The organism is Microbacterium sp. TW_SC_2, from assembly GCF_055361165.1.
This window is the reverse complement of the sequence record NZ_CM143952.1, coordinates 2,277,035-2,296,474: the sequence shown is the minus strand read 5'-3', so window position 1 is coordinate 2,296,474 and position 19,440 is coordinate 2,277,035. Positions and strand designations below refer to the sequence as shown.

Genomic DNA, 19,440 nt, shown 5'->3' with positions numbered 1-19,440 from the left:
CCTCCATCGTATGCCGGGAAACGCACCCTACGATCATCTCGTGACAGATCCGCTGCGCTGGTTCCAGGACTTCGGTCGACCGCCCCGCATCCTCGGTCTCGACGTCGCCCGCGGCCTCGCGATCCTGGGCATGGCCGGTGCGCACATCGGCGAGACCGAGACCTTCGACTGGCTGCGGCCGGAGACGTGGACCGACCTCGTGCACGGGCGTTCGTCGATCCTGTTCGCGGTGCTCGCCGGCGTCTCGATCGCGCTCATGACGGGCCGCAGCGAGCTCCCCGATCGTGCGCGCGTCCCGGGCATCCGACTGCAACTGATCGGGCGCGGTGCCGTGATCTTCGTGATCGGCCTCGGGCTCGAGATGCTCAACACCCCGATCGCGGTGATCCTGACGCTCTACGGGCTGCTGTACGTCGCCGTGATCCCGTTCCTGCGGTGGCGCGCGTGGCAGCTGCTCGCGGCCTCCGCCCTGCTCGCGCTGCTCGGCCCCGCGGTGCTCGCGCTTCTCGGCGCCCTGGCGCTGTATCCCGGCGGAGCCGGGGTGAGCTTCGTGCTCTACGGCAGCTACCCCCTCACCGCGTGGATGGCCTTCGTCCTCGGCGGGATGGCGCTCGGTCGCCTGCACGTGGACCGCCTCCACACGGCGGCGGTGGCGCTCGGCATCGGCGTCGTGCTGGCGGTCTCGGGCTACGGCCTCGGCGCGCTGGGGCAGGCAGCCGGTGTCGGCGGCTTCTCCGATGACACCTCCGGGGCGTCGTTCAGCGGTTGGGACTCGTACCCGCAGGCGCTCGGCCTGGCGGATCCGCTGGGCTCCGCCGCGCGTGCGTTCTTCGCCGTCGAGCCGCACAGCGCCGGCACGGCCGAGATCATCGGATCGGGCGGCTTCGCGCTCACCGTGATCGCGCTGTGCCTGTTGCTGAGTCGGCCGCTGCGGTGGCCGCTGCTTCCGCTCGGCGCCCTCGGCTCCATGCCGCTGACGGCATACACCGGGCATGTCCTCGTGATCGCCCTCGTCTCCGGGCCGGGTGCCCTGTATGCCGACAACGCCTTCTGGGGCGTTCTGTCCATCGGTCTCCTTCTGGCGGCGACGTTCTGGTCGATGCTCGTGGGCCGAGGTCCCCTCGAGCGGTTCGTCGCCCGGGCGGCATCGACGATGGCCGCGATCCCTCGTCGGTGATCGCCATCAGCGAAACGATTCGAAACCCTCAGGTTCGCGAGCAGTCGCCGCTCTAGGCTGAGAGGCATGACCATTCCTGCACTCGAACTCAACGACGGAAATTCGATCCCCCAGCTGGGCTACGGCGTCTTCAAGGTGCCGGCGGACGAGACCGAGCGGGCAGTGGGCGAGGCCCTGGAGATCGGCTACCGCCACATCGACACCGCCGCGATCTACGGCAACGAGGAGGGCGTGGGCGCCGCGATCGCCTCGTCCGGCATCCCGCGCGACGAGCTCTTCATCACCACCAAGCTCTGGAACGACCGCCACCACGGCGAGGAGCCGCGCGCCGCGATCGGCGAGAGCCTCGACAAGCTCGGCCTCGACGCGGTCGACCTGTACCTGGTGCACTGGCCCACCCCGGCCAAGGACGACTACGTGCACGCCTTCGCCAAGCTCATCGAGCTCCGCGAGGCGGGCCTGACGCGCAGCATCGGCGTCTCGAACTTCCTCGTGCCGCACCTGGAGCGCGTCGTCGGCGAGACCGGCGTCGTCCCGGCCGTGAACCAGATCGAGCTGCACCCCGCCTACCAGCAGCGCGACGTGGTCGCCTGGGCGACCGAGCACGGCATCCGCATCGAGTCGTGGGGCCCGCTCGGACAGGGCAAGTACGACCTGTTCGGCACCCCGGCCGTCGCCGAGGCCGCGGCCGCGCACGGCGTCACCCCTGCCCAGGCCGTGCTGCGCTGGCACCTGCAGAAGGGGATCATCGTGTTCCCGAAGTCGGTGCGCGCCGAGCGCCTGCGCGAGAACCTCGACGTCTTCGGCTTCACGCTGACCGACGACGAGGTCGCGGCGATCGACGCCCTCGACCCGCTCGACGGCTCCGGCCGCGTGGGGTCGCACCCCGACGACGTCAACTGACCCGCGGTCTCCGACCGTTCGACGAGGCCCCGTGTCGCTCTCCGCGACACGGGGCCTCGTCTGTCTCGACAGGCGTAGCGTGGGGGAATGACCAATCGGCTCGCCGACACGCTCAGCCCGTACCTCCGTTCGCACGCCGACAACCCCGTCGACTGGTACCCGTGGGGGCCGGAGGCGTTCGCGGAGGCCGCGCGGCGCGATGTGCCCCTGCTGATCTCGATCGGCTACTCGACGTGCCATTGGTGCCACGTCATGGCGCGCGAGTCGTTCTCCGACCCCGAGACGGCCGCGGTGATCAACGCGGGGTTCGTCGCGGTGAAGGTCGACCGGGAGGAGCATCCCGACGTCGACGGCGCCTACATGGCCGCGGCCTCGGCGTTCACCCAGAACCTCGGCTGGCCGCTCACGGTGTTCGCGACGCCGCAGGGTCGCACGTTCTACGCCGGAACCTACTGGCCACCGACGGCACGGGCACCTCTGCCCTCCTTCGGCGAGGTGCTCGCCGCCGTGGGGGAGGCCTGGTCGCTGCGCCGGGCGCAGGCGATCGAGTCGGCGGATGCCGTGGCCGAGGCGCTCGCGCGCGCCGCCGAGTCCACCCCGGCCGAACTGCCCTCGGCGGAGACGATCGTGGCGGCCGCCACGGCGATCGGTGCCCGAGAGGATGCCCAGTACGGCGGCTTCGGCGGGGCGCCGAAGTTCCCGGTCGCGACCACGCTCCGCTTCCTGCAGAGCCCGCTCGTGCGCCGCGAGGCCCCGGAGGCCGCGGCCTCGGCGCACCGTGCGCTCGTGGCGATGTCGGGTTCGGCGCTCCGCGACACCGACGGCGGATTCTTCCGCTACGCGACCCAGCGGGACTGGACGGTGCCGCACTACGAGCGGATGCTCACCGACAACGCGCAACTGCTGGAGGTCGCGCTCGATGAGGGAGCCGTGCCCACGGCACGCGGCATCGCCGGGTTCCTGCTCGCGGTCCTGCAGTCCGGCGAGGGGTTCCGCGCGGCGCAGGACTCGGAGTCGTGGATCGACGGCCGGCGCAGTGAGGGCGGCTACTACCAGGTGCCCGTGTCGGAGCGGGAGCACCTGCCGGCACCGGATGTCGACGGCAAGGTGATCACGGGATGGAACGGTCTCGCGATCGGCGCCCTCGCCCGAGCAGGGGCGACGCTGGCGGAACCCGCCTGGCTCTCCGCAGCCGTCTCGGCGGCGGAGGCCGTGCTGCGGCACAACCGCGATGCCGAAGGTGCTCTCGTCCGCGCCTCGCTGGACGGCACGGCATCCGCGGCGATCGCGACGGATGCCGATCTCGGCCTCCTCGCCGACGGCCTCTTCGCTCTGGCGGTCGCGACGGGCGACGCGGCCTGGGCGTCGGAGGCGCGCGCGGTGCTGGACGACGCGCTCGCCGGAGACCGGGTCGATCCTCTCCTCGCCGCAAACGGCATCGCCGCGTCGCCCGACCAGACCGATGGTGACCTGCCCTCCGGGACTGCGGCTCTGGCCGGCGCAGCCCTCACGGCCTGGCGCCTCGGCGCGGGGGAGCAGTATCGGGAGGCCGCGGTGCGCCGCGTGCAGGAGCAGGCGTCGAGGGCGGGCGAGCAGCCTTTCGCACACGGCAGCCTGCTGCGGGTCGCCGCCGGACTGATCGACCCGCCCCGACAGATCGTCGTGGTCACCGACAGTGCGGGCGGCGCACTCGCGGCGGCGGCGCACCGGGCGGATGCCGATGTGGTCGCGGTCGTCAGTCCGGCCCAGTCTCGCGCCTTCTCCGCCGCCGGGTTCTCTCTGTTCGAGGCGAAGGCGGAGTCACCCGACCGCGCCTTCGACTGTCGCGCCTTCGTCTGTCGACTCCCGGTGAGCGAGCCCGGGGAGATCATCCGCGAGCGCTGATCCGGGGTGACACGCGTTCCGGAACCGTGTATCAGCTGATTGACACAGCAGACCTCCGCCTGTACCGTTCAAGTGGTACACGAAAGAGGAGGAGTCATGGCCGGGATCATGATGGTGGGATACGTGCTGGGCATCGTCGCCGCAGCGGTGGTGATCTGGTCAGCGGTTCGCCGCCGGCGGGAGGAGCGGGTCCCGACGCCGCTGGCCCCCGTGCTGCGCGCCGCCCGCCGGCGCGCGTCGATCTCGGTGGTGTTCGCGGTGGCAGTGCTCGTGGCCGGAGTGCTCGTCGGCCTGGCGCTCCCCGGCCTGCTGGGTCAGTCTCTCGTGGTCGCTCCGCTCGTCGCCGCCGCGGCGGGCATGCTGCTGTACGGTTCCACGCCTCCCCGCGCGGTTCCGCTGCGCGCCGACGAGCCGCGCGCTGCGCCGCTGGTACCGCGTTCGGCCGTGTCCGTCGTGCCCGCGCGCTGGGCGGCGGCCGCGATCGCCGCCGTGACCGCGCTGGTCGCGCTCGTGCTGTTCTGCGGGGTCACCGCGAGCGACGACGAGCAGGGTCGCTCACGGGCGATCCGGTTCGAGGCCGAGGACTACGCCTCGTGGGCGAGTCCGTATCCGGGATGGTTCTACGGCGTCCCCACGCTCATCGCCCTCGTGGCCCTTCTCGTGAGCGCGCTGATCGCGCTGCAGCGCATCAGCACCACCGCAGCGTTCCCGAATCCGGCGGATGCGGACGTCGACCGGCTGTGGCGCCGTCGCTCGGGCGCGGTGATGGTGGGGCTCGGCCTCGGAGCCGTGCTCTTCTCCTACGGAGGGATCGCGATCACGGCGGGGATGGCGATGGGCAACACCGTCATCGACGCACGGACGCCGGCCGTGTGGTCGGTTCTCGCACAGGTGCTCTGGATCTCGGGTGCCGCGGGGCTGGTGCTCAGCATCGTGAGCGTGACGGTCTCCGGCCTGACGGCCGTCACGATCGGGGAGGCGGCGACCAGGATGGAGCGCGTCCGATGATCACCGTCGATCCCGCCGGCGCGCTCGCGCCGTTCGAGCAGGTGCGGTCCCAGATCGCCGACGGCATCCGCTCCGGGGACCTGGTCGAGGGCGCCCGGCTGCCCTCGATCCGGCAACTCGCCACCGACCTCCGCGTGGCCGCCGGCACCGTCGCCAAGGCCTATACGGCTCTGGAGGCGGAGGGGCTGATCGAGAGCAGCCGGGCGCGGGGCACGCGCGTGCGCGGCGGCAACGCACACGGAGCGCGGGTGCGCGACGCGGCGGCGGTGTTCCTCGACGCCGCGGAGGGACTCACCCTCGACGAAGCACTCGGCGCAGTGCGCACCGCCTGGGCCGCCCGTGGTGATCGCGGCTGACGCCGCTCTCGGCGCGGACACCGGATTGGCCGGGCGCCCGGATCCGGTCTAGGGTTGCGCGACAGCAGGCGCCGCCGTTCGGGCCGCCACCGGATCGCACCCAGAGGATCGACGTGCCCGACAGCACCACCCGCACGACCCGCATGACCGCGAGCGCCACGACGGATGCCGGGAAGCGACTGCACCCCGGCCTCACGCGCCGACAGATCTCGATGATGGGGCTCGGCGGCGCGATCGGCGCCGGCCTCTTCGTGGGCTCCGGGCAGGCGATCGGACTCGCCGGTCCCGCCGTGCTGATCTCCTACCTCGTCGCGGGCGCCATCGTGATCCTCGTGATGGCCATGCTGGCCGAGATGGTCGCGGCGCGTCCGAGCTCGGGGGCGTTCAGCGCGTTCGCGCAGGAGGCGATGGGCCGCAGTGCCGGGAGTGCGGTGGGGTGGCTGTACTGGATCCAGCTCATCGTGGTGATCGCGGCGGAGGCGACCGGCGCTGCCGGCATCATCGCCGGATGGGTGCCCGGCAACCCGGCCTGGGCCTGGGTGCTCGTCTTCGTGGTGGCCCTCACGGCGGTGAACCTGTTCGGGGTGCGCAACTACGGCCGCTTCGAGTTCTGGTTCGCGGCGATCAAGGTCGCCGCGATCATCGCCTTCCTCATCGTGGGCGTCTGCGCGATCGGCGGGCTGGTCCCCGGGGTGCCGGCCACCGGCATCGGGAACCTGATCGGGGAGGGCGGGTTCGCGCCGAACGGCGTGACCGGTATCGCCGCCGCACTCCTCATCGTGGTGTTCGCCTTCGGGGGCACCGAGGTCGTCGCGATCGCCGCGGCCGAATCCGACGATCCGGCCCGCAACATCCGCCGCATCGTGCGTGAGGTGCTCGTGCGCATCCTCGTGTTCTACATCGGCTCGATCTTCGTGATCGTCACCGTGCTGCCCTGGAACGACCCTGCCGTGCTCGACGGTCCCTTCTCGGCCGTCCTCGCCACGATCCGGGTGCCGGGGGTCGACCTGGTGATGTCGCTGATCGTGGTCGTCGCCCTGCTGTCGGCCATGAACGCGAACATCTACGGGGCCTCGCGCATGGCGTTCTCGCTCGGCGAGCGCCGCCTCGCGCCGCACCGCGTCACCCGCGTCAGCGCGAAGGGCGTGCCGTACGTGGCCGTGCTGGCCTCCGTGTCGTTCGGTTTCGTGACGGTCGGTCTGAACGGTGCCTTCCCCGATGTCGTCCTGCCCGCGCTGCTGAACGTCGTCGGATCGACGCTGCTGGTCACCTGGATCGCGATCGCCGTGTCGCAGATCGTCCTGCGCCGCCGCGCCGATCGCGCAGGAGCGGCGCTGCCGATGCGCATGTGGGGGTTCCCCTGGCTGTCGTGGCTGTGCCTCGCCCTGCTGGCTGGTGTGATCGCGCTGGGCATGATCGACCCCGCGGCTCGAGGGCAGCTGCTCCTCACGCTCGCCCTCACGGGCGCACTGCTCCTGGTCGCCCGGATGACAGGCGTGCGCGCCTCCGCTGGGTAGACCCGACGCGCGCCCGGCTCAGATCCAGCCGGGGAGCCAGTTGTGCAGGCGCCAGAAGTCGTACGGCACGCTCATGCCGGTCCACAGCGGGTAGAAGAACGCCGAGATCAGCAGCACGAACGCCAGGAACACCATCACGGTGCGCTCGCCGGCCTGACGCCGGTACAGCGGATCCTCGCGCCTCCCCGCGATCGCGCGAAGGGCGACCGCGAGCGCGATCACGAGGAACGGCATCATCGCGACGGTGTAGAACTGGAAGATCGTGCGCTCGGGGATCAGCAGCCAGGGCACGTAGGTCGCCGCGAGCCCGACCAGGGGCACGCTGACCTCCGCGAAGACCGGCCGGCGCTGCACCCAGCCCCGCACCACCAGGATCAGCAGGAAGACGGCGGCCGCGACACCGGCGTACCAGATGAGGGGATTCGGCACCGCGGTGATCACGGCGATGCAATGGTCGGTGCCGCAGTCCTTCGCATCGGGACCCACCCAGATCGCGGTCGGGCGCAGCAGGAAGGGCCACTCCCACGCCGGGCTCGCGTACGGGTGTCCCTTGCTCAGACCGACGTGGAAGCCGAGCATCGCCTGATGGTACTTCCACAGCGCCACCAGGGGATTCGCATCGCTCTGCCGGTCGTAGCCGCCCGCCGTGACGAACCACCCGGTCCAGCTGATCAGGTACGCCGCGAGCGCGGGGAAGACCATCAGCAGGAACGACACCGGACCCTGCCGGAACACGGCATCCGTGGGCCACAGGATGACGCCGCGGCGGCGTCGGGCGAGGGCATCCGTCACCACGACGTACAGGCCGAAGGCGGCGAGCGCGTACAGGCCCGACCACTTCACGGCGCACGCGGCCCCCAGCGCCAGTCCGGCCGCGACCAACCACGGGCGACGCCACAGCAGCGGGCCCCAGTACGCGTCGGGGGAGTCGGGGTCGCGCCACTGCAGGGCGGGGATCGTGCGTCGTCGGTCGCACAGCACGAACAGCACGCCCAGCAGGAGGAAGAAGGTCAGGATGCCGTCGAGCAGCGCGATCCGGCTCATCACGATGCTGAGTCCGTCGACCGCCAGCAGCAGGCCGGCCACGCTCGCGACGACCACCGAGCCGGTGAGCTGACGGGCGATCAGATACACGAGCAGCACCGACGCCGACCCGAGCAGCGCGGTGGCCAGTCGCCAGCCCATGCTGTCGTCCGGGCCTCCGATCGCCATGCCGAGAGCGATCAGCCACTTCCCGAGCGGGGGGTGTGCGATGAACGATCCGGTCTCCGACAGCGGCAGGTCCTGCAGCGTCACGAAGGCCTCGTTCGCCCCCTCGCCCCACGTACCCTCGTAGCCGAGCGTCCACAGCGACCACGCGTCCTTGACGTAGTACGTCTCGTCGAACGCGAGCTGGTGCGGGTGCCCGACGTTGATCACCCGCAGCAGGGCACCGAGGGCGGTGACGAGCAGCGGCGCGAGCCAGCGCACGGTGCTGCTCGACCGCGCGCCGTCGAGGATGCGATCGCGCAGCTCCCCGTAACGCGTCGACCGTGCGTCGGGGGCGGGCAGCAGGGGCGCGGGGGCGGTCACCGGTCCAGCCTAGACAACGCGCCTAAGCTGAGCGGATGATCATCCTCGCTGCGACTCCGATCGGCAATCTCGGCGACGCCTCCCGTCGCCTGATCGAGGTGCTCGAGAACGCCGAGATCGTCGTCGCGGAAGACACTCGCACGACCCAGCGGCTCCTGCAGGCGCTGCAGATCGGCAATCGCCCGCGCCTCATCGCCCTGCACGATCACAACGAGAAGCAGAAGGCCGCCGAGCTCGCGGCGCTCGCCGCGGAGAACGACGTGGTCGTGATGAGCGACGCGGGCATGCCGACGGTGAGTGATCCGGGATACGGGCTCGTGGCCGAGGCCGTGGCGCAGGGCATCACGGTCACCGCGATCCCGGGTCCGAGTGCGGTGCTGATGGCGCTCGCGATCTCCGGTCTTCCCACCGACCGCTTCACGTTCGAGGGATTCCTGCCGCGCAAGCCGGGGGAGCGCCGCTCCACGCTGCGCGCTCTCGCCGCCGAGCCGCGCACCATGGTGTTCTTCGAGTCGCCCGCGCGTCTCGCCTCGTCCCTCGCCGACATGGGGGGCGCGTTCGGCGACGGGCGGCGGATCGCGGTGTGCCGCGAGCTCACGAAGTTCTACGAGGAGGTGCGCCGGGGCACGGCATCCGAGCTCGTCGCCTGGGCGAAGGACGGGGTGAAGGGCGAGATCGTCGTGGTCGTGGAGGGAGCCCCGCACCGGGAGTCCTCGCCGGAGGACGCCCTCTTCCAGGTGCAGACGCTCGTGGCCGACGGCATCCGCCTGAAGGAGGCGTGCGCCGAGGTGGCGGCCGCCACCGGGTTGTCGTCCCGCGATCTGTACCAGGCCGCGCTGGCGGCCCGCACACGGTGACGACGCCGGACGCCGGCGCCGACGGCCGCGTCGCGCGCGCGTATGACGACCGGGCGCAGGAGTACGTCCGCGCTGCGGGCGCCCTCGAGCAGATGGACGAACGGGACCGCCTGGTCATCGGGCGGTGGCGCGACGAGACATCCGGAGCTCTCCTGGACGCGGGCTGCGGACCCGGCCACTGGACGGCTTTCCTGGGGGAGGGGAACCGCTCCGTGTCGGGTATCGACGTCTCGACGGGGCTGCTCGCCGCGGCCCGGGCGCGGTTCCCCCACACGTCCTTCACGCGAGCCTCCTTCCGGGCCGTGCCCGTCGAGGAGGGGGAGCTCGGCGGCATCCTTGCGTGGTACTCCCTGATCCACACCCCGCCGGCCGACCTGCCGGGCGTGCTGCGGGAGTTCGCCCGCGCCGTCGCTCCGGGCGGCAGCATCCTGATCGGCTTCTTCGACGGGGAAGCCCGCGCGCCGTTCGCCCACGCCGTCGCGCCGGCGTTCTTCTGGTCCGCCGAGGCCCTCGCGGCGGAGCTGTCGTCCGCCGGCTTCGAGGTCGTCGGGCGGGAGCGTCGGGACCGCGCTCCCGGCGAGATCAGCCGGCGCGCGCACGGACATGTGATCGCACGGCGCTCCTGACGGGTGCTCGTGGCCTTGCCGTCGGCATCCGCTCGCGCGGGTAGCCTGGGGCACACACTTCCGGGAAGGATCGAGCGTGACCAAGAGAGCGACCGTCTACGACGTCGCCGACCGTGCGGGCGTCTCGATCGCGACGGTGTCGCGCGTGCTGCGTTCCCCGGATGCCGTGCGCCCCGCCACCCGGGAACGGGTGATGGATGCCGTCGTCGAGCTGGGCTACGTGCCCAGCGGCAGTGCGCGGGGACTCGCCGAGCGCCGCACGGGTGTGCTCGGGCTGTACTTCCCCGGATTCGACGCCTCGGAGGAGGCTCCGCTGTTCGACGTGCTGGCGGACGAGCACGGAGCGCTCCCGCCGTTCACGGTGACGCGGGACGCAGCCGACCCGGAAGCCCACCCGACCCTGCTGTTCCTCGACGAGGTGCTGCGCGGTGCCGAACTGGAGGCCTGGCGGCAGGGCTTCGTGCTCATGATCGGCGTCGGGCGCGATGACCCCTCGCGCTCGACCGTACGGGACATGGCGGGGCGGGTCGACGGTCTCATCGTCCTGGCGCAGAGCGTGCCGGACGATGTGCTGGCGCGGCTCGCGCAGCGCATCCCGGTCGTCGTGCTGTCGGGGCCGCCACGCGGAGACCACTACGACCACGTCACCGTCAGCAACACCGAGGCCATGGCCGAGCTGACCCGCCTCGTGCTGGCGCAGGCCGATCCCGCGCGCATCGCCTTCCTGGCCGGGCCCGAGGACTCCCCGGACGGCGTGCAGCGCTGGGACGGGTTCGCCGCGGCGGTGGCGGACGCGGGAATCGCGCTCGACGACGTGACCGTGCTCCGCGGCGACTTCACCCGCGCATCGGGGCGCGCGGCGGCGGAGACGCTGATCGCGGGTGGCGCCCCGTCGGCGCTGATCGCCGCGAACGATCAGATGGCGCTCGGGGCCCTCGACGCCTTCCGATCCGCGGGGCTGCGGGTGCCGGATGACGTGCTGATCACCGGCTTCGACGGACTCGAGGCCGCCGCGCTGTCGACCCCGCCGCTGACCACGGTTCGCCAGCCGTTGATCGACCTCGGTCGGGCCGCGGTCCAGCTGCTCGGACGCCGTCTCGAGCAGCCTGATGCGGCGCCGGCCACCGTGCGACTGCCCCTGCAGATCCTGCTCCGGGAGAGCTCGCAGCGGCCCGAGTAAGACGCCCTCGGGAACGCCGGCGGTGGGGAGACCGGTTGCGCATCCGAAATGTATGCGCTTACAATCGGTCATGCGGCACCGGCCGCAGGGCGTTCCGATCGCGTGGCGCCCTTCATGACAGAGACGACATGAGGTGGCAGTGTGGCGAAGACGCCCATGCTCCGACGCTGGCGGAGAGCCGCGATCGTAGGACTGGCGGCTGCGGCCGTCGTGCTCAGCGGATGCAGCATCCAGATCACATCGCAGCCCGATCCCTCGATCGGTGCCGACACGATGCTGATCAACGCCGACAAGGGCAACCCGTTCTTCACGCGGAACTTCAATCCGTATCTCACCAACACGCGGACGGCGTCGCGGTGGATGTACGAACCGCTGATCCTGGTCAACCCGCTCGACGGCACGCTCAACCCGTGGCTGTCCTCCGAGTGGTCGCAGCCCGACGCCCGGACGATCATCATGACGGTCCGCGACGGCGTGCAGTGGAGCGACGGCGAAGACCTCACCGTCGACGACGTGGCGTTCACGTTCCAGCTCCTGAAGGACAACCCGTCGCTCGACATCAAGGGCGCCTGGCAGCACCTCGAGAGCGTCGAGACCGAGGGGAGCGACGTCATCCTGCGACTGCAGACCGACGATGCCCCCTCGCTGTCGATCCTCGGCCAGACCATGATCGTCCCCGAGCACCTCTGGGCCGACGTGGAAGACCCCGGCACGTTCCGCAACGAGGAGCCGGTCGGCACCGGGCCGTTCGTGCTCGGCAACTACAACGACCAGCAGTACTCGATGGACAAGAATCCCGACTACTGGCAGGCGGAGAAGATCGAGGTCGAGCACATCATCCTGCCCTCGACGAACTCGCAGCTCGACACCGTCAGTCGAGGCTACGACTGGGCGTACTCCTTCATCTCCGACGTCGAGGGCACCTGGGGTGCCGCGAGCGAGCACAACGCCTGGTGGTTCCCGCCGGGCGGCGTGATCGCGCTGATGCCGAACCTCGAAGTCGCGCCCTTCGACGACGTGAACGTGCGCCGCGGCATCGCGCTCTCCCTCGACCGCGAGGAGATCGCCGAGACCGCCTCCGAGGGGTACATGGAGCCGGCCGGACAGACCGGCCTCATCCTGCCGAACCAGGAGGAGTACCTCGACCCGAGCATCCCCGACCAGGGCATGATCACGGAGGACACGGATGCCGCGCTCGCGGCCTTCGCCGAGGCGGGGTACACGCTGCAGGGCGACCGGCTCGTCGGTGCGGACGGCACGCAGCTCGAGTTCGCCCTCACCACGGCCAACGGCTTCACCGACTGGACCCGCGCCGCGCAGACCGTGCAGAGCCAGCTCGCCGCGGTCGGCGTGAAGGTCACGCTCAAGCTCCCGCAACCCGCGGGCTACCAGAGCGCGATCAGCAACGGCGACTTCGAGATGGCGATCGGCGGCATGGGCAACGGCGACGTCTACCAGGCCTTCAACAACCTGCTCTCGAGCGAGTTCTACGTCCCCTCGGGAGAGGCCACGGCGAACAACTTCGAGCGCTACCGATCGGACGAGGCCGACGCCCTGCTCGCGGAGTACCGCGAGACCGTCGACACCGCCCGTCAGGCCGAGATCGTGAGGGAGCTGCAGGGCATCGTCTACGACGATCTGCCCGTGATCGGTCTCTACTACGGCGGCATCTGGGGGCTGTTCAGCGACGCCAAGTTCACCGGCTGGCCCACGGCGGACGATCCGTACATGATCCCGCAGAACTACGACTCCGCTCCGCTGATGATCTTCACGCGGCTCGAGCGAGTGAAGGGAGAGGACAAGTGACCTACGTCCTCCAGAAGATCGGTCTGTTCCTGCTCACCCTGTGGGCCGCGATCACGCTGAACTTCTTCCTCCCTCGCCTGATGCCCGGTTCCCCGGCGGATGCGGCGATCGCGAAGCTCTCCCAGAACGGCCCGGTCTCCGACGCGACACGTGCGGCGATCGAGGCGCAGCTCGGCGTGCCGACCGGCTCGATCTGGGAGCAGTACGTGACCTACCTCGGTCAGGTCGCCCGGCTCGACTTCGGCGTCTCGTACACGTTCTATCCCCAGAGCGTGTCGAGCATGGTGTCGACCGCGCTCCCGTACACGATCGGCCTCGTGGGCATCGTCACGATCCTCGCCTTCGTGCTCGGCACCCTGATCGGCGTCGCCGCCGCCTGGCGTCGCGGCACCTGGCTCGACTCGCTGCCGACGCTGACCGGCTCGTTCCTCAGCACCTTCCCGTACTTCTGGACCGCGCTGCTGCTGCTCTTCTTCCTCGGCTACGTGCTGCACTGGTTCCCGACGACCGGCGCCTACGCCGCCACGACGACCCCGGGCTTCACGGGGGAATTCATCGGCGACCTCGTGCAGCACGCCGTGCTCCCCGCGCTCACGATCCTGTTGACCTCGCTCGGCGGGTGGATCATCGGCATGCGCAACGCCATGATCAACACCCTCGGAGAGGACTACGTGACCTTCGCCGAGGCGAACGGTCTGCGCGGCCGAACGATCGCCCTGCGGTACGCGGCGCGCAACGCGATCCTGCCGAACCTCACCGGCTTCGGGCTCACGCTCGGCGGCGTGGTCGGCGGATCGATCCTCGTCGAGCAGGTGTTCGGCTACCCCGGTATCGGGTACCTGCTCTTCAACGCCGTGATCGGACAGGACTATCCGCTCATGCAGGCGCTCTTCCTGATGATCACCGTGAGCGTGCTCATCGCCAACTTCCTCGTCGACATCTTGTATGGCGTGCTGGACCCAAGGACCCGCCGATGACCTCCACCATGAACGTCAAGATCCCCGCCGAGCGGATCGCCGCTCCCAGCCCGTGGCGCGCGTTCGGCCGGATGATGGGCACGCTGTGGTCCAACGGCAAGGCGCGACTCGGACTCTGCATCCTCGGTCTGTTCGTGATCGTCGCGGTGTTCGCGCCGCTGATCGCGCCGTACGGCGCGAAGGACAACGGCTTCGAACGCAACGCCGACGCCTCGTGGGCCCACTGGCTCGGTACCACCGCGGCCGGGGAGGACGTGCTCAGTCAGCTCATCTACGGCGCGCAGATCAGCCTGCTGGTCGGCATGGCCGCCGGACTCCTCTCCACGATCGTCGCTGTCCTGATCGGTCTCAGCTGGGGGTACATGCGCGGCTTCGCCGGCGAGGTGGTCGGCTTCATCGTCAACCTCTTCCTGGTGATCCCCGGACTCCCGCTCATGATCGTGATCGCCGCGTATCTCCAGAACGGCGGCATCCTGATGATCATCGCCGTGATCGTGGTGACCGGATGGGCGTGGGGCGCGCGTGTGCTGCGCAGCCAGACCCAATCGCTCCGCGGGAACGACTTCGTCACCTCGGCGCAGTTCTCCGGCGACAGCCGGGCGCGGATCGTCTTCCGGGAGATCCTCCCGAACATGACCTCGATCATCGCCGGCACCCTGTTCGGGGCGGCGACCGCGGCGATCCTCGCCGAGGCGGGGCTCGAGTTCCTCGGCCTCGGCGACTCCAGCATCGTCAGCTGGGGCACGATGCTCTACTGGGCGCAGAACTCCAACTCCCTGCTGACCGGCCAGTGGCTGCTGCTGTTCGCCCCCGGTCTCTGCATCGCGCTGCTCGCACTGAGCCTCACGCTGATCAACTTCGGCGTGGACGGCATCTCCAATCCGCGCCTGCGAGAAGGGAAGGGACGATGACCGCCATGAGTGAGGACATCGACGTGCGCGAGAGCGACGTGCTGCTGGACGTGCGGGGACTCTCGGTCGAGTACGCCTCGCCGGGGACCACCCCGGTGACCGCGGTCGAGAACGTGTCGTTCACCCTGCGCCGCGGCGAGTTCGTGGGTCTGGTCGGCGAGTCCGGTTCGGGCAAGTCGACGCTGGGCTTCGCGCTCACGCGGCTGCAGAAGCCGCCGGCGCGCATCAGCGGCGGACGCATCCTGTTCGGCGGCCGCGACATCCGCGAGCTCGATGCGGAGGAGCTCCGCCGCCAGCGGCAGGGCGGGTTCGCGATGGTGCTGCAATCGGGCATGAACGCGCTCAACCCGGTCCGCACCGTCGGCAACCACTTCCAGGACATCTTCGCGGCGCACGGGCATGTGCCCAAGGACGCCCGCGAGGCGCGTGCCCGGGAGCTGGTCGGCAAGGTCGGCCTGGACGCCGCCGTGCTCTCGCGCTACCCGGGCGAGCTCTCTGGTGGTATGCGCCAGCGAGCGTCGATCGCCCTCGCTCTCTCGCTCGAGCCGCAGCTGATGGTCTTCGACGAGCCGACCACGGCGCTCGACGTGCTCGTCCAGCACGCCGTCATGGACACGATCCGCGACCTGCAGCAGGCCGAGCACTTCACGGCGATCCTGATCAGCCATGACCTCGGCATCGTGATGGAGGCCACCGACCGTGTGATGGTGATGCACGAGGGGCGCATCGTGGAGGATGCCTCGAGCCGCGACATCCTGGAGAATCCGCAGGACGAGTACACGCGGATGCTGCTGAGCCACTATGCCGACCCGCGGGCGGAGACGATCTCCATCCCGGGCTTCGTGGATCTCGGCACCCGGCGCCGCGAGGGCCGTGCGCGCACGGATGTCACCGAGACGGTCCCCACCGTGTCTCCGCGCGACACCCGCCGCGCGGACGCCGCGATCGTCGTCGAGGGGGTGTCGAAGCACTATCCCGCGCCCCGCCGCGGCGAGCAGCCCGTGACCGCGGTCGACGAGGTGTCGTTCCGGCTCGAACCGGGCGAGGCGCTCGCGCTGGTCGGGGCATCGGGATCGGGCAAGTCGACCCTCGCGAAGCTGATCACCGGCGTCGAGAAGCCGACGTCGGGCACCGTGCGCTTCGGCGACGTCGACGTCGCCACCCTCCGCCGGAAGGGCCTGCGCGACCTGCGCAAGGACGTGCAGATGGTGTTCCAGGACCCGTATTCGGCACTGAATCCGCTGCACACGGTGGAGTACGCGCTGAGCCGTCCGATCCGCAACTACACGCCGCTCCGAGGTCAGGAGGCCAGGGCGCGGGTCCTGGAACTGCTGGAGACGGTGGGGCTCACCCCGGTCGAGCAGTTCGCGGCGAAGCTGCCGCATCAGCTCTCGGGCGGACAGCGGCAACGCGTCGTGATCGCCCGTGCTCTCGCGAGCGATCCGCAGGTGCTGATCGCGGATGAGCCGGTGTCGATGCTCGACGTCTCGCTGCGCGCCGGCGTGCTGGCGCTGCTGGAGGATCTCCGCGAGCGGTGGGGCATCAGCATGCTCTACATCACGCACGATCTGCTGAGCGCACGACTCGTCACCGAGAACATCCTCGTGCTCAACAGCGGACGCGTCGTGGAGCGCGGCGAGACCTCCCAGGTGCTGCAGCATCCCGAGGATCCGTACACGGTCCAGCTGCTGGATGCCGTGCCCAACCCGGCCCGAACCCGATAGTCACGTACCCGACACTCGCGAACTCGAAAGAGAGGAGCACTCGTGCTCACATTCCCTGACGGCTTTCTCTGGGGCGCTGCGACCGCAGCCCATCAGGTGGAGGGGAACAACACGACCAGCAACTGGTGGACCATGGAGCACGCTCCCGGTTCGCCGATGGTGGAGCCCTCGGGCGACGCCGCCGACCACTTCCACCGGTACCCGGAGGACATGCGCCTGCTCGCCGAGGCGGGGCTCAACTCCTACCGCTTCTCGGTGGAGTGGGCACGGATCGAGCCCGAGCGCGGGTTCGTCTCGCGCGCCATGCTCGACCACTATCGCCGCATGATCGACACCGCACGCGAGCACGGCCTCGACCCCACCGTCACCCTGATGCACTTCACGGTGCCGCAGTGGTTCCAGAAGGACGGCTTCTGGCGCGCGGATGACGCGGTCGATCTGTTCGCGCGCTACGTCGAGACCGTGCTCCCGATCCTCGACGACGTGACCTACGTGTGCACGATCAACGAGCCCAACATCGCCGCGATGCTCGCCGGGGGAGAGGATGCCGCGAATCTCGTCGCCTACGGCCTCCCCAACCCCGATCTCGCGGTCGCCGACACCCTGCTCGCGGCGCACCGCCGGGCATCCGACATCCTGCACTCGGTCTCCGGCGTGCAGGCGGGCTGGACCATCGCGACGCAGGCCTTCCACTCCACCGGCGAGCCCGGTGCCGACGAGATGCTCGCCGCGTACGGCGACCCCCGTGACCACTGGTATCTGGAGCAGTCCGCCGGCGACGACTTCGTCGGCGTGCAGGCCTACACCCGCACCTTCATCGGTCCGGAGGGGCCACGCCAGGTCGCGGACGACGTGGAAACCACGCTCACGGGGTGGGAGTTCTTCCCCGAGGCGCTCGAGCTGGGTGTGCGCAGCGCCTGGGAGCGCAGCGGCGGCGTGCCGGTCCTGGTCACCGAGAACGGCATCGCCACGGCCGACGACACGCGCCGCATCGCCTACACGCAGGGAGCGCTGGAGGGCTTGCATCGCGCGATCTCCGACGGCATCGATGTGCGGGCCTATCAGCACTGGAGCGCGCTCGACAACTACGAGTGGGCCAGCGGCTTCGCGCCGACGTTCGGCCTGATCGGCTTCGATCACGAGACGTTCGAGCGCTCGCCGAAGCCCTCGCTCGCCTGGTTGGGAGAGGTCGCCAGGCGCAACGGCCTCTGACCCGGCCCCGCTGCCCGCCCCCGCTCTGCTCGGCTTCCCTCGTCCGATCGCACTTCCCTCGGCCGAATCCCCGCGATTCGGCCGAGGGAGGCGCACGAGGCCGAGCCGGGTGGGCGTGGGACGGGGTTACGCTCGGTTCATGACGCAAGAGACCCGCACGACTCGCGGTGAGAGGCTCCGCTCGGCGGCGGCGGGGCTGAGCGCGGCGGTCGTCGCCGTCGGCCTGGCCGAGCTCGTCGCCGCCGTCGTCGAACCCCGCGCGAGCCCGTTCGGCGTGATCGGGAGCGGGTTGATCGATCTCGCGCCGAGCTGGGCGAAGGACACCGCGATCGCGCTGTTCGGCACGGGCGACAAGGCGGCCCTCCTCACGGGGATCGCCGTGGTCCTCGGGGCCGTCGCGGCGGCAGCCGGCATCCTCGAGTCCTGGCGGGTCGGCGTGGGATCGGTGATCCTCGGCGGTCTCGGCGTGCTGGCGCTCGTGGTCGCGATGATCCGCCCCGGCGCGGGACCGTTCGCGTGGCTGCCGGGGCTGGTCGCGGCCGTCGTCGCCGTCGTCGCGCTGCGGATGCTGACACGCAGACTCCGTCCGATCGCGGGCTTCGCCCCGGACCATGACGACCGCCGCCGCTTCCTCCTCTGGACGGCCGGCACAGCGGCCGCCGGTCTGGTCGCGCTCGCGGTCGGGAACGTGGCGCGCGGGGCATCCCGGTCGATCGAGGCCGTGCGTGAGGCGCTGCGGCTGCCGAAACCGACGGCCGCGGCAGCGCCCGTGCCCGCCGCCGCCGAGCTCGGCATCCCCGGTCTCGCCCCCGTCGTGACCCCGACCGTCGACTTCTACCGGATCGACACGGCTCTCGTCCTGCCGCAGGTCGATCCGGCGGACTGGTCGCTCCGCATCCACGGCATGGTCGATCGCGAGGTCACGATCACCTGGGACGAACTGCTCGCCCTGCCGATGACGGAGTCGCACGTCACGCTCGCCTGCGTGTCGAACGAGGTGGGCGGTTCCCTGATCGGCAACGCCCTCTGGTTGGGGCACCCGATTCGCGAACTGCTGGCCCGCGCGGGCGTGCAGGCCGACGCCGACATGGTGCTGTCGACCTCGGCCGACGGCTTCACCGCCTCCACCCCGCTGGAGGCCCTCACCGACGAGCGCGACGCGCTGCTGGCCATCGCCATGAACGGCGACGCGCTGCCGGTCGAACACGGATTCCCGGTGCGGATGGTCGTCCCCGGCCTGTACGGCTACGTGTCGGCGACGAAGTGGGTCACGCAGCTCGAGGTCACGCGCTTCGATCGCGCGATGGCCTACTGGACGCCGCGCGGGTGGTCCGAGCGCGGTCCGATCAAGCTCCAGTCGCGCATCGATGTGCCCCGTGGGGGCCGGCCGGTCGAGGCGGGCGACGCGGTGATCGCCGGAATGGCGTGGCAGCAGCACATCGGGGTCGCCGGGGTCGAGGTCCGCGTCGATGAGGGGGAGTGGCAGCGCGCCGACCTCGCGGAGGCGATCTCGGCCGACACCTGGGTGCAGTGGAGCATCCCGTGGACGGCGGAGAGCGGGCGGCACACGATCGAATGCCGCGCGATCAGCGTCGACGGCGACACCCAGACCTCTCAGCCGGCCGCCCCGGCGCCCGACGGCGCGCAGGGCTGGCATCGCGTCGACGTGACGGTGAGCTGAGGGGCGATCGCGACCGTTTCGACGGCGCGTAACCACCCCCGGCATCCCA

Annotated in this window: 16 protein-coding genes; 15 read left to right on the top strand and 1 reads right to left on the bottom strand. The window is 70.6% G+C overall.

The features are described from left to right. Nucleotides 1–40 precede the first annotated feature (40 nt). The 6 genes from ACWA14_RS10900 (at nucleotide 41) to ACWA14_RS10875 (ending at nucleotide 6,845) form a co-directional block, all read left to right on the top strand. Nucleotides 41–1,177, top strand: coding sequence for a heparan-alpha-glucosaminide N-acetyltransferase domain-containing protein (locus ACWA14_RS10900; RefSeq protein WP_463793314.1), 1,137 nt, complete (start codon nucleotides 41–43; stop codon nucleotides 1,175–1,177). Between the two features lie 66 nt (nucleotides 1,178–1,243). Beyond that, nucleotides 1,244–2,080, top strand: coding sequence for an aldo/keto reductase (locus ACWA14_RS10895; protein ID WP_463793312.1), 837 nt, complete (start codon nucleotides 1,244–1,246; stop codon nucleotides 2,078–2,080). 87 nt (nucleotides 2,081–2,167) lie between these two features. Beyond that, nucleotides 2,168–3,964, top strand: coding sequence for a thioredoxin domain-containing protein (locus ACWA14_RS10890; protein WP_463793310.1), 1,797 nt, complete (start codon nucleotides 2,168–2,170; stop codon nucleotides 3,962–3,964). 96 nt (nucleotides 3,965–4,060) lie between these two features. Next, nucleotides 4,061–4,972 carry a hypothetical protein gene (locus ACWA14_RS10885; protein WP_463793308.1) on the top strand — a complete coding sequence of 304 codons (912 nt, stop codon included), beginning with the start codon at nucleotides 4,061–4,063 and terminating at the stop codon, nucleotides 4,970–4,972. After that, entirely contained in the window at nucleotides 4,969–5,328 is a 360-nt protein-coding gene (locus ACWA14_RS10880; protein WP_463793306.1) for a GntR family transcriptional regulator, read from the top strand. Before ACWA14_RS10885 ends, ACWA14_RS10880 begins: the two co-directional genes overlap by 4 nt. A gap of 143 nt (nucleotides 5,329–5,471) precedes the next feature. Next, a complete protein-coding gene (locus ACWA14_RS10875) occupies nucleotides 5,472–6,845 on the top strand; it encodes an amino acid permease (protein ID WP_463797433.1) in 1,374 nt (457 codons plus the stop codon). Between the two features lie 18 nt (nucleotides 6,846–6,863). Here the strand turns inward: ACWA14_RS10875 and ACWA14_RS10870 are convergent, their stop codons facing one another. Further along, the gene (locus ACWA14_RS10870; protein WP_463793304.1) at nucleotides 6,864–8,417 is read right to left on the bottom strand and encodes a dolichyl-phosphate-mannose--protein mannosyltransferase; all 1,554 of its coding nucleotides are present in this window, start codon (nucleotides 8,415–8,417) and stop codon (nucleotides 6,864–6,866) included. Nucleotides 8,418–8,452: 35 nt separating this feature from the next. On the opposite strand from ACWA14_RS10870, the gene rsmI reads away from it, so the two are divergent. From rsmI to ACWA14_RS10825, 9 genes are all read left to right on the top strand, one after another. Beyond that, on the top strand, nucleotides 8,453–9,274 hold the full coding sequence (rsmI, locus tag ACWA14_RS10865; protein ID WP_463793302.1) for a 16S rRNA (cytidine(1402)-2'-O)-methyltransferase: 822 nt from the start codon (nucleotides 8,453–8,455) through the stop codon (nucleotides 9,272–9,274). Then, nucleotides 9,271–9,900: a class I SAM-dependent DNA methyltransferase gene (locus ACWA14_RS10860; protein WP_463793298.1), complete on the top strand. Its 630-nt coding sequence runs from the start codon at nucleotides 9,271–9,273 to the stop codon at nucleotides 9,898–9,900. The genes rsmI and ACWA14_RS10860 overlap by 4 nt, the downstream gene beginning before the upstream one ends. A 76-nt stretch (nucleotides 9,901–9,976) precedes the next feature. After that, nucleotides 9,977–11,080, top strand: a complete 1,104-nt coding sequence (locus ACWA14_RS10855) for a LacI family DNA-binding transcriptional regulator (protein WP_463793296.1) — start codon at nucleotides 9,977–9,979, stop codon at nucleotides 11,078–11,080. 141 nt (nucleotides 11,081–11,221) lie between these two features. Then, on the top strand, nucleotides 11,222–12,886 hold the full coding sequence (locus ACWA14_RS10850) for an ABC transporter substrate-binding protein (protein ID WP_463793292.1): 1,665 nt from the start codon (nucleotides 11,222–11,224) through the stop codon (nucleotides 12,884–12,886). Continuing rightward, nucleotides 12,883–13,863: an ABC transporter permease gene (locus tag ACWA14_RS10845; protein ID WP_463793290.1), complete on the top strand. Its 981-nt coding sequence runs from the start codon at nucleotides 12,883–12,885 to the stop codon at nucleotides 13,861–13,863. Before ACWA14_RS10850 ends, ACWA14_RS10845 begins: the two co-directional genes overlap by 4 nt. After that, nucleotides 13,860–14,774, top strand: a complete 915-nt coding sequence (locus ACWA14_RS10840) for an ABC transporter permease (protein ID WP_463793288.1) — start codon at nucleotides 13,860–13,862, stop codon at nucleotides 14,772–14,774. Before ACWA14_RS10845 ends, ACWA14_RS10840 begins: the two co-directional genes overlap by 4 nt. A 5-nt stretch (nucleotides 14,775–14,779) precedes the next feature. Continuing rightward, nucleotides 14,780–16,498, top strand: a complete 1,719-nt coding sequence (locus tag ACWA14_RS10835) for an ABC transporter ATP-binding protein (protein ID WP_463793285.1) — start codon at nucleotides 14,780–14,782, stop codon at nucleotides 16,496–16,498. 42 nt (nucleotides 16,499–16,540) lie between these two features. Next, nucleotides 16,541–17,710, top strand: a complete 1,170-nt coding sequence (locus tag ACWA14_RS10830; protein ID WP_463793283.1) for a glycoside hydrolase family 1 protein — start codon at nucleotides 16,541–16,543, stop codon at nucleotides 17,708–17,710. A 139-nt stretch (nucleotides 17,711–17,849) separates the two neighbouring features. After that, entirely contained in the window at nucleotides 17,850–19,391 is a 1,542-nt protein-coding gene (locus tag ACWA14_RS10825) for a molybdopterin-dependent oxidoreductase (protein WP_463793281.1), read from the top strand. The last annotated feature ends 49 nt before the right edge of the window (nucleotides 19,392–19,440 follow it).

What these genes read in the sequence shown, in the direction of transcription:
- ACWA14_RS10840 (WP_463793288.1), top strand. Translation starts at nt 13,860, where the DNA reads ATGACCTCCACCATGAACGTCAAGATCCCCGCCGAGCGGATCGCCGCT.
- ACWA14_RS10895 (WP_463793312.1), top strand. Translation starts at nt 1,244, where the DNA reads ATGACCATTCCTGCACTCGAACTCAACGACGGAAATTCGATCCCCCAG.
- ACWA14_RS10875 (WP_463797433.1), top strand. Translation starts at nt 5,472, where the DNA reads ATGACCGCGAGCGCCACGACGGATGCCGGGAAGCGACTGCACCCCGGC.
- ACWA14_RS10890 (WP_463793310.1), top strand. Translation starts at nt 2,168, where the DNA reads ATGACCAATCGGCTCGCCGACACGCTCAGCCCGTACCTCCGTTCGCAC.
- ACWA14_RS10835 (WP_463793285.1), top strand. Translation starts at nt 14,780, where the DNA reads ATGAGTGAGGACATCGACGTGCGCGAGAGCGACGTGCTGCTGGACGTG.
- rsmI (WP_463793302.1), top strand. Translation starts at nt 8,453, where the DNA reads ATGATCATCCTCGCTGCGACTCCGATCGGCAATCTCGGCGACGCCTCC.
- ACWA14_RS10880 (WP_463793306.1), top strand. Translation starts at nt 4,969, where the DNA reads ATGATCACCGTCGATCCCGCCGGCGCGCTCGCGCCGTTCGAGCAGGTG.
- ACWA14_RS10825 (WP_463793281.1), top strand. Translation starts at nt 17,850, where the DNA reads ATGACGCAAGAGACCCGCACGACTCGCGGTGAGAGGCTCCGCTCGGCG.
- ACWA14_RS10885 (WP_463793308.1), top strand. Translation starts at nt 4,061, where the DNA reads ATGGCCGGGATCATGATGGTGGGATACGTGCTGGGCATCGTCGCCGCA.